Genomic DNA, 12,283 nt, shown 5'->3' on the forward strand with positions numbered 1-12,283 from the left:
ATGTCGCGCGTGACCATCAAGCGAGAGGATAGCTGGCAATGTCCCGCACCCACGGCGCGGCGCTGTTGAGTGCGGTGAGCAGGCGCTGGTCCGCCGTCCACAACTCGGCGCCGAGCATCTGCGCGAGCACGACGTAGATCGCGTCGTAGACGCTCGGCAGGCGGTGGGCCGTGGCGAAATCGAGGGCATGCCCATAGATGCCAAACGGCGCCAGTACTTCGAGCGGTTGGTCGAGAAGATCCACGATAGCGCCGGCGGCCTCGGCCAACGGGATCGCCATGATTGGATCGGTTGTACGGAGTCGCTGATAGATGGCATTGGTTGCCTCGGGAAGCATCGATGGCGGCGCAGTGATTGGACAATCTTCTCGCAGGCTGTCGATCAGGAGAGCGATCGCCTGCTGACTGTGCTCTTCTTCGAGCACCCACTTTACGGCGACGCTGGCATCGACCACGATTGGCGCGATTCCTACCAATGTCGCGCGGGATCCTCTCTGGCCGCGCGAATGATCGGCCAGGATTCGCCAAGCGGCGCGCCGCGCTCAGCACGCATGCGCGCCATGCGTTGTCGGGAGCGCTCGAGCGCGGCCAGCCCGCGCCGCACCTCCTCATCCGACAGGCGTCGAGGCCGCGGTATCTCCCCGCCAGCTCCGGTACGGGTGGTTCCAGCCGGGGTGGCTGCCGTCACCGGAAGCACGAGGTTCGCAAGATCCTCCCGACGCAGGCGCAGCGCCCGCGGGCCGACGTGATACGCCCGCAGCCGGCCCTGCTTCAGCCAGCGGTGAATCGTTACCTGGCTGACTCGGAGCAGTTGCGCCGCCTCTTTCACCGTGATCAGATCGAGATCCTGTTCGACGGCCATGGCGTCCCTCGTGCGGTTAGCGCCGTACCATTGATGCTCATACGCTATCATAACGCATCTTCGGCCGGCCCGGCGCCGATCACCCTGCCCGCGGCGTCGGTGCGCAGCGGGCCGGTGGTCATATCGAGCAGCACCAGTTGTGTGCCCCAGGGATCCTCGACCACCACGCAGCGGCCGATGGCGATTGCGAACGGCCCGGCGACGATTCTGCCGCCCGCTGCAACGAAGCGCGCGGCCGCAGCCTCGGCGGAATCGACCAGCCAGTCGATCTCCGGGCCGGGCCGCTCGGACTGCAACACCAGCTCCTCACTACCTTCCGGCAGGCGCAGACCGGCCGCGGTCGCGCTGCGCCAGTTGAGCTGGTGGCCGAGCTTGTCGCGGTAGAAGGCCAGCCCCGCTTCGAGGTCGGGCACGGCGATCTGGATGCTGTCGATCCTGCGGAACAGCGGCTCCATGCTTGCCTGCCGTCTCAGACCTCGGCGCCGCTGGCCGCCACGGCGGAGAAGAGGCGCAGCGAGTCCACGGCGGCGGCATCGGGCAGTGGATCGAGCACGTTGCGCGTATAGGCGACGTAGCGCCGGCGCAGCTCTCCCATCTGCGTGTTCATCTCCTGCTGCAGCGCGGACACCTCCGCATGGTCCGGGTGGGCGATGGCGGCGCGCACGCGCGAGAAGAGCGAGGGCTCAAGCCGGCGGTCCTGCGCCAACTGGCGCCGCAGCGCATCGACCTCGCTCCACAGCTCGTCGACCAGATCGCTTTGCTCGTTGGCGTGGATGCGACGGCACTCGCGCACGGCGTCCATGTTGGCGGCCAGGATGCGCTCGCTCAGCTCCAGCAGCCAGCGTGTGCGCATCGCTTCGGCGTAGGAATTGATCGTGCGCTCGTCGAACACGCCGTCGGCCAGCAGCACCGAGCGGCCCTCGGCATCGGCGTCCAGCGTGCGCAGCGTCTCGAAGACCGTGGCCGGCGGCTTGCCGAAGAGACGGTCGCGCTCGGCCTGGTCGTAGTGCTCGAAGACGTCCGCCTCGCTGCGGTAGGCGCGCGCGGTCTCCAGGTAGGCGCCTGGCTCGCCCGGCTTCTTGGAGAACTCGGCCTGCAGCTCGCCGGCGGAGCGGCCCGACTTCAGCGCATACGAGATGCCGTCCAGCATCGCCTGGTACATCGCCGCGATCGCCAGGTAGCTGTTGGTGTGCGGGTTCGGCGCCCGCACCTCGAAGCGCGTCGCCAGCGGGCTCTCGCGGTCGCGCACCAGGCCGGCGAGCACGCTGCGGTTGCGCGACGGCTCTTCGACCGTGTGGCCGACGGCCGCGACCGCGCAGACCGGCGCTTCGAAGCCGGGCTTCAGCCGGTTGAAAGCGTCGGTGGAGCAGGTGACGAAGGGGCTGACCACGTCCCAGCGGCGCAGCAGGCCCATCAGCGCGCCCCAGCCGATCGGGCTCAGGTAGTCGCGCCCCGGCTCGGCGGCGGTGAACAGGTTCTTGACCGAGCCGTCGCGCAGGCGCACGGCGATGCCGATATGCGTGTGCTCGCCGCTGCCGGCCACGCCCTCGATCGGCTTGGCCAGGAACGTCACCTCCAGGCCCACCGAGCGGAAAGCGCGGGCGATCAGGCTGCGGGCCAGCAGCTCGTTGTCGGCGGCTTCGAGGGCCGTGGCGAAGCGCCAGTCGATCTCGATCTGCTCCATCACGGCGATGCCGTGCGAGCCCGCCAGCCGCGCGTCGACGCCGCCGACCTCCTTGTGGCCCATCTCCGGCCGCAGGCCACAGGCCTCAAGCAGGGTCAGCGCCCGCTCGAGCCCCGTGCGCACGGCGCCCCGGGTCGGCTTCCAGTACTGCTCCTGCAGCGCCTGCGAGACGGCGAGCTGCTCGACCTCCTCGCGCGTGCCCGGCGTGCGCACCCAGAACTCGAGCTCCGTGGCGCTGGTAAGCAGCACGTCTGCGACCTCGCCGGGCTCGAAACCCAGCGCCCGCGCCGCCGCGGGATGCTGCGCGAACAGCGCCAGCAGCCGGCGCTCTGCCGAGGCCTCGGCCCGCGCCAGCACGGCACGGGCATCCACCCGCTTGCCGGCATGCTCCAAAGAGGCGGGGATCTTGACCGTGCCTACCGGCAGGCCCGTGGCCTCGTCGCGGTAGTCGTCGTTGTAATCCACGATCCAGCGGGCGGCGGGGTCGGCGATCAGATCGACCTTGCCGTCGTTCAGCGTGGCGATGCCGGGCAGCACCACGCTGGAGCCGTCGGTCTGCACGCCGCCCGCGAGCAAGGTCTCGGCGTCGGGCAGGAAGGTGGAAACGGGGATGCGCTCGTCGGTCTCGTTGCCGCCCAGGTCGACGCCGACCAGCGAAACGAAACGCACGTTGGGGTGGGCGGCGACGAACTGGCGCAGACCGGCAGCGCTGCGCTGCTCGGCCGCCAGCGCGAGCGGCAAGGTGGCAGAAATGTCGGGCATCAGGGATCCTCCTGCGGGATGAACCGCATGCCTACATACGCACCATACGATTTCGCCGGATATGGTCCCACCGCTGAGCGCCGGTGCGAGGGCGAAGGGTAGCGGGCAAAGTGGGCGCTTCACGCCTTGTCCTTCTCAGCCGGCTTCACGCGCGGGCAGGCGGCGGCTATGATCGAGGGACAAGGGCGCGTCGCGCGCCTGCATCGCCAACGCGACGACGGAGAGAAGCGGCGGAGCACAGCGCAGCCCAGAGAGCCGCCGATGCTGCAAATGCGGCCTGCGCTGCCCGCTCAAGACCCTCCCGAGCGCGGGGAAGAACGGGCGCCCTTCGCCCCCAAGCCCCGCCGGCCAGCCCCCGTTAGCAGGCATCAAGGCCGCGTCGTGCCGTCTGAGCACGGCAGCGCGCCGGAATGCGTTCCGGCCGGCGCGGCGAAGTGCGGTGGCACCACGGGCGCCCCCTCGTCCGCACGACGAGGGGGCGTTGCTGTTGTGCGCGCCGTGCCGCGCTGGAGGTGTCGCCGTGGAACGTATCTTCGCATCCGAACTGCCGAACCATGCCGGCGAGCGCGTGCGCCTGCAGGGCTGGCTGCACCGCCTGCGCCGCCTGAGCGAGGTGACATTCCTCGTGCTGCGCGATGCGAGCGGACTCGCCCAGGTCGTCGTCCACGACTCGGCGCTCGATGCGCGCCTGGCCGAACTGCACGCCGAGTCGGTGCTCGCGGTCGAAGGGCTGGCGGTGGCGATGCCGCAGGCGCCGGGCGGCGTCGAGCTGCACGAGCCGAGCGTGGAGCCGATCGCGCCCGCCGCCGAACCGCCGCCATTCGACCTCTTCCGCCCCGCGATCAAGGCGCTGCTGCCCACGATCCTCGACCACGCGCCGCTGAGCCTGCGCCACCCGGCGCACCGTGCCCGCTTCCGCCTCGCCGCAGCGGCAATGGAGGGCTTCCGCCAAACCCTGCGGGCGCGGCGCTTCGTCGAGATCCAGACGCCCAAGCTGGTCGGCTCCGCGACGGAGGGCGGCGCCAACGTCTTCCGCCTCGACTACTTCGGCCGGCCGGCATATCTGGCGCAGAGCCCGCAGTTCTACAAGCAGATCATGGTGGGCGTGTTCGAGCGCGTGTTCGAGGTGGGGCCGGTGTTCCGCGCGGAGCCCCACGACACGCCGCGCCACCTGAACGAGTACGTCTCGCTCGACGCCGAGCTGGGCTTCATCGCCGACCACACGAGCGTGATGGCCGTGCTCGGCGACGTGCTCCGCGGCATGCTGGCCGCCGTCGCGGCAGAGTGCGCCGTCGAACTCAGCCTGCTGCGCGTCGAGCTGCCGAGCGTGCCCGAGACGATTCCCGCGATCCACTTCGCCGAGGCGCAGGCGCTGCTGGCGCGCGAGAGCGGTGAAGATCCGCGTGGCGAGCCGGACCTGGCGCCGGCGCACGAGCGCTGGCTGGGCGAGTGGACGCGGCGCGAGCACGGCTCCGATTTCCTCTTCGTCGCGGGCTATCCCATGGTGAAGCGGCCGTTCTACACCCATCCGGATCCGGCGCGGCCCGCCTTCTCGAACAGCTTCGACCTGCTCTTCCGCGGGCTGGAGCTGGTAACCGGCGGCCAGCGCCTGCATCTGTATGCCGACTACCTGGCGGCGCTGGCGCGGAACGGCCTCGATCCGGCGGACTTCGCCGGCTATCTCGAAGCGTTTAAGCACGGCATGCCGCCGCACGGCGGCTTTGCCATCGGCCTGGAGCGCTTCGTCGGCCGGCTGATCGGCGCCGCCAATATTCGCGAGGCGACGCTGTTTCCGCGCGACCTCAGCCGCCTGGCGCCGTAACGGTTACGTAAAGATCGTGCTGTTGCCCGCCGATACTGATTCCGGGACTCAGGGGGATGAGTATCGCCGGGAGGGCAGGTTGAACGCACAGTCCGTCGATCCGTCGCCCGGCGAACACCTGGCCGCGGTCTCGCTCTGGAACGCGCTGGAGGTACACCGCCAGCCACACTTCGCCGGCGTGTTGCGCGCCACGGTGGCGACGGCGCGCCGGTTGGATGCGGCCTGCTATTTGCTGGCGCTGGTACGCGACACCACCAGCGACGAGTGGCGGCTGGCGGCGCTGCTCGACGCCTCGGCCCGGCCGTTGCCGCTCGATCAGCTTGGCGTGCCGCTCGCTTCCTTCCGCTTTACTCCGCCCGAAGCGCTCGCGCCGTATCCACTGGCGGCGACGCTGGGCCAGAGCTGGGGCGCCCGCACCTGCGCCGCGCTCGAAGTGCGCTGCGGCACCTCTGCCGCGCTGTGCATGCCGATCGACGGCTCGCGCGGCGTGCAGGGGGCGCTGATCGCGATGGTCGCCAGCGCCGAGCGGTCGGCGCTGCTGGAAGGCGTGCTGGCGCACGCGGCGGCCGCTGCCGGCCGGCACCTGGAGCGGCAGAACGCGCCGCTGGCCGAAGGCATGCTGGAACCGGCGGCCTTCAACGCCCGTGCCGGTGAAGAGGTCCATCGCGCGCGCCGCTACCGCCGGCCGCTAACGGTCGTCGTCTTCGACCTGAAGACGGCGACGGATCTGCCGCTGGCCGGTGAGATTCTCACGCACACGCTGCGCAGTTGCGACGTGCTGGGCAGGCTCGCCGGGCATCGGCCGCGCCTCGCCGCCGTCTTGCCAGAGACGAATCGCAAGGCGGCGCTCGGCTTCTTACGCCGCCTTGGCAACCGCGCCGCGACGATGGCGATCGGCACCGCGACCATGCCCGAAGAAGCTGTCACGCTCGACGATCTGCTCGAACGCGCGGAAGCGCGTGCGCAGGGCGAACGTGCGCCCGACGACGCCGATGCAAGCGGCGTGCACTGCCCCCTTTGCCTGCGCGTCTTCCCGCTCAACGCGCCCGAGGGCGCCTCAGCGGACGATCTGCATCGCGCGGCGCAGGCCGCGCAGGCACTGATCGAGGCAGACTGCCCGCAGCATCGGGAGTACGCCGGCCTGGCCGCTGTAGAGACGAAGACGCGGGGCGCAGTGTCGCTGGACGTGCTGCCGCCGGCCTCCGGACGTTCGCGACGGCGCGGCGGGCGGGGCCGTCTGTTCGCGGGCGCGGCGGTGATCGCCGCCCTCGCGTTTGCCGGCGTCCTTGCCTTCAGCCGTGGTTACGAGAGCCGGCGCGTGAACGGCAGCGACCGGGGCAGCAGTGCCGTCGGCACCGCCTTGCCGCCGACGCCCACGGCGGAAGCATCGGCGGGCGTACCCGGCGTCGCGGCGATCGTGCGTTCCACGCCGAACGCAGGAGCGGCGGCCTCGCCCGCGGCCACGGCGTCGCCGGCGGTCGGCGCCAGCCCGTCGCCGAGCCCCACGCCATCGCCCAGCCCAACGCCGAGTCCGTCGCCGTCACCGACCCCGCAGCCGACCGCCTCGCCCACGCCCGAGCCGACGCCGGCGCCGACCCCGCCGCCGCAGACCGCCGCGCCGATCGACAACGGCTGCCCGATCGACTTCCCCGTGAAGGTTACGATGCAGAACCGCGCATACGACGTCACCAGCAGCCGCTACACCGCGATGGTGCCCGTCACCTGCTACGTGAACGTCGCCGCGGCCAACGCCGCCGGCTATCAAACCGGCCGCTGAGCGGCGGCCGGAGCTCTCCGTGCGCGCAGGGCCGCGGGCCTGCCGCCCCGTCGCGTTCGGACTAAATCACGCCCAAAAACAGAAGAACGAGCAGAACCAGGCACCAAAAGACGATGCTGATGAGCAGGCCGATCACGAGACCGCGGATGGCGCGCGGGCGAGTATCGACAAGGTAGTCTGGCGATTCATGGCCGGCGGGAGCAGCCGGCGTGGTGGACACTCGCTCGCCGGCCCGTCTTGCCTCGCACACGCACCGAGTATGTCACTCGAACCTGTGCCGCAACAAGCCCATACCGCCGCGGCTCGGACGCCGGGGATGGTCGAATGGCGATGCGGGTCGGCGCCGTCGGATGGGCCGCTCAGGCGCTGCGAGCCACGGCAACGGCGGTCGGCGTGAGTGCCGGCTTGACGAGTTCCACCGGCGCGAGCTCGGGAAGCGTGAACGTGAATGCGGCGCCCTGACCGCTTCCGGGCTCCAACCAGATCTGCCCGCCCATCGTGTGCACCAGCCGCCTCACGATGAAGAGACCGAGGCCATGGCCGGCCGGGCGCTCGTCCGCGGCTCCACCCCGGTAGAAGCGATCGAACACGCGCGGCGCCACCTCGGCGGCGATCCCCGGACCGCTGTCGCGGACGGTGATGCGCACCTCGCCGTCGAACCGGCAGGCAGAGACGGAGATGCTGTCGTCTGGTGACGTGTGCTTAATCGCATTCGTCAGCAGGTTGCGCAGCACGGTCCGCAGCTTTGCGCCGTCGGCGAAGACGGTCAGGGCCGGATCGAGGCAGATGTGGATGCGCGAGCTGTCGGCAGCCGACAACGCCAGCTCGTCGATCAGCGCCGTACACCCCTGGCGCAGGTTTACCCGGTCACGTCGGCAGGTTTCGGGACGCGCCGAAGCCTGGTACGCGTCGAGCACATCGGCGGCAATCTTGTCGGTGCGCTCGACGAGACGCGCGACGTTGCCCATCAGATAGAGGCGTTCGTCGGTGGTGACGTCGTCTTCGATCGCGAGCTGGCTCGCCACGCGAAGCGCGGTCAGGGGCGAGCGGAGGTCGTGGGCCATCATCGCGGTAAGATCGAGCCCGCTCAGGTCGTCTTCCGGCGTGCCGCCCTTCGCGTGCCCCTCGGGCGCGAGGCTAACGGCAACGATGCCCGACTGACCCGGGGCTGCCACCGCCCAGACGCTGGCGGTGGACGTGGACTCGGCCAGAACAACGTCGACGAGGATGGTGTCCAGGGCGGTCACGATCGGACCTTCGCCGCGCAGCGCCCTATGCAGCACACAGTCGCATTCCTGCGGACCAGCGCAGAGCCTGAGGCCGATGAGGCTGGCGGCGACTCGTCCCAGCGCCCGCTCCGCGGCGGCGTTGACCACGATCACACGGGCGTAGCGATTCAGCAGCAGCAGCGGCGACGGGAGGTCGCGCAGCAGGCGACCGAACGGCAGCCCGATCTGGCTGACGAGATCCGTTGCCAGGGCGGCGCAGATCTCGGGGCGGCGGCGGGCCAGGCCCACACGCAGGGTCGCAAGATCGCGTTCAAAGGCGCTGGCTGAAGCGGTGGCGTTCGCCTTCACGACCACCAGACCGCGCGCCGGCTCCGTGGCGATCAGCGGGCCGGCCGCAATCATCGCGTCCGCGTTCAGGCCGGCGCCGACGTCTTGCCCAAACGCCTCGCGCTCAATTCCCAGGCCAGGCTGCCGCCACGAACCGTGCTTCAGAACCTCGGCAAGGAGCGGGCAGCGATCCAGCACGAGCCGCACATGTTCGGGCGGGGCCGCGACCCAGCCCTGCTCGGCCGATGCCGCGGCACGCAGGACCAGGGCGCGCTGGTCGTCGCTCAGGGTAAAGACGCGGACGCAGGCAAAGCTGCCGGTGGCCGCGATCTGGGCCGCAAGGGGATAGAGGACAGCGTCTGGGTCGGCGCCTTCGGCGCTGTATGAACTCTCGACGCCGCCTGGCGCGGTGGTCCGCCGGCGATGGAAGCGACGGGCGCGCCAGCCCTTCGCGGATGCCGGCATTCGACCGGCGATGCCTGCCGCTGCACCTGCGAGGACCGCAAGCAGCGTCAACGCCGGTGTCCAGGCAAGCAGGACGACGCAGGCGATGGCGACCACGGCAGCGAGGGTAAGCTCTGCGAGCACGAGCAACACGACCTCGGTTGGCCTGGGCCTCCGTGCCTTCGCGCGCGCAAGCACGCCGAAGACCGCAACGCCGGTGGCCAGGGCGATGATGCCGAGGCCAGCTACATCAAGTATCGATGGCCAACGCTGATGGGCGAGGTACAACGCGGCGATGGCGAGGACGGCAGCGATTGCGTCACCTGCGAGCAGCCGCACCGGACCCCACGCTCGGGCGAAACCGTGTTCGGCGGCGGCACGGCCTTCGGCCGAACCACCGCGGGCTGCTGGCTGCTGCAACATCCGCCCTCTACTCCAGGCCGCCCGACCACAGTGATCGTGCAGCGTGTCGCGCGATCCTACGGATCTGAAGCCAGCCGTCTCAACCTTTTCGTGCGATCTGACCGGGCATCGGGTGTAGAAATGGTGAAGGACCCGAGTTATCGTAACCCGGTGACGATCCGAGATTCACCACGGCGCGTCGTCCTTTTCGTGCACGAATGGGTATCGGGTGCGAGACAACGGCTAGCGAGTTGGACTATGATTGGCGCCGCTGGGATGTTCCGTTCGCCGGCAGACGCTCCCTGCGGAGCCAGGGGTACGGCGAGCGCCGCCCTGGCGATGCGACACTCCCCGAGCTGAGGAAGCCCTTGCCTGCACGGGAAGCGATCAGTGTCCTCATCGCCGATCCGAGCGCTATTCGGCGGCTGGCGATCGGCGACGTGCTGCGCCGGCACAAAGGGATCGTCCTCATCGGTGAAGCCGATGGTGAAGCGTCCGCATGCGCGATGTCCGCCGACCACCAGCCCGCCGTCTGCCTGGCCCACGCGGTGCTGCTGAGCACAAGCCCGGCCTGGCTCGATCGGCTACACTCGGCCGCGCCGTATACCACGGTGCTGGTGTATGGCGCGAACCCTGCGGCGGATACCGCCAGTGAGCTGCTTCGCGCCGGAGTTCGTGGCCTCATCGCGCCAGATACCACCGCGGCACAGTTCGTCCAGCTCCTGAGCGTCGTCGGCTCGCGCCAGGTCGAGAGACGCGGTCCCGGCAGCAACCTTGCTCTCCCAGTTCTGCTCACATCCGACGAAGGCGTTGCCCCGCCACGGGCTGCCGCCCCGGCTCGCTTGACAGGACATCAACTCGAGGTGCTCGACCTTGTGGCCGCCGGCCATTCGAATCGCGAGATCGCCTGGCGACTCGGCCGCTCCGAACACACCGTTCGGGCGCACCTGCGGACGGCCTACAGGCGCATCGGCGCACGGAACCGCGCCCAGGCGGTGAGCTGGCTGATCGGCGCCGGGCTGTATCAGGAGGAGCGTCCACCCGGCGGGATCGCGGATACCGACGTCGTGGAACTCCGGGAGGGGGGCTGATGAAGCAGGCGGGTGCGCTGCCGGATGCGGATCATCAGGGCGCGGCGGTACGGTTGCTGATCTCGACGCAGCACGTCCTCTTGGCGGAGGGTATCCGCTCGCTCGCTCACGAGCGGCCCGGCATCGTCACCCGGGTCGCCTGTGAGGAGCGGGCGCTGACCGATGCCCTGCAGTCCTGGGCGCCAACGGTCGTCCTCGTCGACGCGATCAGCCGCGTCCAGCGCATCGCGGACGCGACCATGCTCAATGGTGCGGGCAGCGAACCCGCCGTGGTCGTCCTCGCGCCGGATGAGCCGGTTCAGATCGAAGTCGCGCTGCTGGCCGGCGCCCGCGGGTTTATTCCGCACGGGGCCAGCGCCGGCTCGCTGTTTGCCTGCATTGAGGCGGTCTCGCGCGGGGAATGGGGACTGCCCCGCAACTTCGTCGGCGAACTGGTTGAGGAGTATCTCTCAAGGAGAAGCGATCGACCCGCGCTGGTCATGCCGCTCGAAGCGCGAGAACGGCAGATTCTGGAGCTGTTTGCGGGCGGCATGAGCGCCGCGAAGATCGGTGACTGTCTTTTTCTCTCCGAGAGTGCCATACGGACGGAACTGCGTATCCTGAAGCGCAAGTTCGGCGCGACCAGCAGGGCGCGGCTCGTGGCGCTTGCCCTGCGCAATGGCGTGGTTCCGCAGAGCGAACCGCCGGCCGCCGCGTGGGATCGGTCCGAAGCCGGCCCTGACGCGGCTGCGCTGTGATGCCCGCCGACGCGCGGGCCAAAGGGGCCGGTGCGGCGCTGAATACTCGACTCCCACGCTGCATTGAAACCTTTGCACCGGATCGTCCATCGTCCTGCACCCGCTCTGCGCCGGACTCAGGCTAGCCTCGGTTCGTGCTCCTGGAGTCCCCGGCGAGAAGCCGCATCGCGGCGACGATCGCTTCGCTGCAGGACTCCAGGAGCGTCTATGCGAGCGTGCAAACACGGCTCGACCCTGCCCGACCGCAGCCGCCGGAGGTCATGGTGCTGAAGGAGTGCCGCATCCTGAGCGTGGGTATCGACCGGGTTACGCTGCCCGAGGCGGCAGCGCGGTTGGAGGCGCTCGTCACTGCCGGCGGCTCGCATCAGGTCGTCACGGTGAACCTCGACTTCCTGCGCCTGGCACAGCGGGACGCCGAGTTTCGGCGCGTGCTCAACGCCGCGGCCCTCGCCGTCGCCGACGGTGCACCGCTGGTCTGGGCTTCACGGCTGGCCGGAACTCCCCTGCCGGCGCGGGTGACGGGCGTCGAGCTCGTCGAGCAGGCGGCGGGCCTGGCGGCACGGCGTGGCTGGAGCATCTATCTGCTTGGCGCCGCGCCAGGGGTAGCCGCGGAGGCGGCCGCGGCACTGCGGCGCCGGCACGCAGGACTGCGCATTGCGGGAGCCTACGCTCCTCCCTTCGGCCCGCTCGGCGCCGACGAAGAGCAGAGGATCGTTGGCCAGATCGCCGCGGCTCGGCCCGCGTTTCTCTTTGTGGCGTTCGGTGCGCCGCGACAGGACCTCTGGATCGACCGGCATCTGCACGAGCTTGGCGTGCCGGTTTGTATGGGGGTTGGCGGGACGTTCGATCTGCTCGGCGGCCGCCTCGCCCGGGCTCCAGGCTGGATGCAGCGCGTGGGCCTCGAGTGGCTGTACCGGCTGCAGCAGGAGCCGCGACGGTTGTGGCGGCGGTACCTGCTCAACGATCTTCCCTTCTTCGCCAGGCTCCTCTGGACGTTTCGACCGTCACGGTTGATCCGCCGGGGTGAGACCGACGCCCTCCGCCAGTGATGGCGGACGCACACGCTCCTCATCGACGCGCGCCGGTGCAGGAAAACGTGGCCGTTCGGCCGGCCGGTTCGCGCCGGACTCGGCGCCGCTTCCGCGCT

General features: G+C 70.0%; 11 protein-coding genes. 5 read left to right on the forward strand and 6 right to left on the reverse strand.

Annotated features, from left to right (window positions below):
- Positions 1 to 16 precede the first annotated feature (16 nt).
- From VKV26_12140 to VKV26_12155, 4 genes are read right to left on the reverse strand one after another with little or no spacing between them, the layout of a single operon-like run.
- A complete protein-coding gene (locus VKV26_12140) occupies positions 17 to 454 on the reverse strand; it encodes a type II toxin-antitoxin system VapC family toxin (protein ID HLZ70641.1) in 438 nt (145 codons plus the stop codon).
- 14 nt (positions 455 to 468) lie between these two features.
- Positions 469 to 861: a helix-turn-helix domain-containing protein gene (locus VKV26_12145; protein ID HLZ70642.1), complete on the reverse strand. Its 393-nt coding sequence runs from the start codon at positions 859 to 861 to the stop codon at positions 469 to 471.
- Positions 862 to 908: 47 nt separating this feature from the next.
- On the reverse strand, positions 909 to 1,316 hold the full coding sequence (locus VKV26_12150) for a VOC family protein (protein ID HLZ70643.1): 408 nt from the start codon (positions 1,314 to 1,316) through the stop codon (positions 909 to 911).
- A gap of 14 nt (positions 1,317 to 1,330) precedes the next feature.
- Positions 1,331 to 3,307, reverse strand: a complete 1,977-nt coding sequence (locus VKV26_12155) for a glutamine synthetase (protein HLZ70644.1) — start codon at positions 3,305 to 3,307, stop codon at positions 1,331 to 1,333.
- 520 nt (positions 3,308 to 3,827) lie between these two features.
- Here VKV26_12155 and aspS point away from each other — a divergent pair.
- Both aspS and VKV26_12165 read left to right on the forward strand, forming a co-directional pair.
- The gene (gene aspS, locus VKV26_12160; GenBank protein ID HLZ70645.1) at positions 3,828 to 5,129 is read left to right on the forward strand and encodes an aspartate--tRNA(Asn) ligase; all 1,302 of its coding nucleotides are present in this window, start codon (positions 3,828 to 3,830) and stop codon (positions 5,127 to 5,129) included.
- 79 nt (positions 5,130 to 5,208) lie between these two features.
- Positions 5,209 to 6,906 (forward strand): hypothetical protein, encoded by a 1,698-nt coding sequence (locus tag VKV26_12165; protein HLZ70646.1) that lies wholly within the window; start codon positions 5,209 to 5,211, stop codon positions 6,904 to 6,906.
- 61 nt (positions 6,907 to 6,967) lie between these two features.
- Here VKV26_12165 and VKV26_12170 read toward each other — a convergent pair whose 3' ends face one another.
- Both VKV26_12170 and VKV26_12175 read right to left on the reverse strand, forming a co-directional pair.
- Positions 6,968 to 7,126 (reverse strand): hypothetical protein, encoded by a 159-nt coding sequence (locus tag VKV26_12170; GenBank protein ID HLZ70647.1) that lies wholly within the window; start codon positions 7,124 to 7,126, stop codon positions 6,968 to 6,970.
- 139 nt (positions 7,127 to 7,265) lie between these two features.
- Entirely contained in the window at positions 7,266 to 9,329 is a 2,064-nt protein-coding gene (locus VKV26_12175; GenBank protein HLZ70648.1) for a HAMP domain-containing sensor histidine kinase, read from the reverse strand.
- Between the two features lie 347 nt (positions 9,330 to 9,676).
- Here VKV26_12175 and VKV26_12180 point away from each other — a divergent pair, with 347 nt between their 5' ends.
- The 3 genes from VKV26_12180 to VKV26_12190 all read left to right on the forward strand — a co-directional run bounded on the left by VKV26_12180 (position 9,677) and on the right by VKV26_12190 (position 12,185).
- Positions 9,677 to 10,399, forward strand: a complete 723-nt coding sequence (locus tag VKV26_12180) for a response regulator transcription factor (GenBank protein ID HLZ70649.1) — start codon at positions 9,677 to 9,679, stop codon at positions 10,397 to 10,399.
- A complete protein-coding gene (locus tag VKV26_12185) occupies positions 10,399 to 11,136 on the forward strand; it encodes a response regulator transcription factor (GenBank protein ID HLZ70650.1) in 738 nt (245 codons plus the stop codon). Before VKV26_12180 ends, VKV26_12185 begins: the two co-directional genes overlap by 1 nt.
- 215 nt (positions 11,137 to 11,351) lie before the next feature.
- Positions 11,352 to 12,185 carry a WecB/TagA/CpsF family glycosyltransferase gene (locus VKV26_12190; GenBank protein ID HLZ70651.1) on the forward strand — a complete coding sequence of 278 codons (834 nt, stop codon included), beginning with the start codon at positions 11,352 to 11,354 and terminating at the stop codon, positions 12,183 to 12,185.
- Positions 12,186 to 12,283: the final 98 nt, after the last annotated feature.

Source organism: Dehalococcoidia bacterium (assembly GCA_035310145.1).
Lineage (GTDB): Bacteria > Chloroflexota > Dehalococcoidia > CAUJGQ01 > CAUJGQ01 > CALFMN01.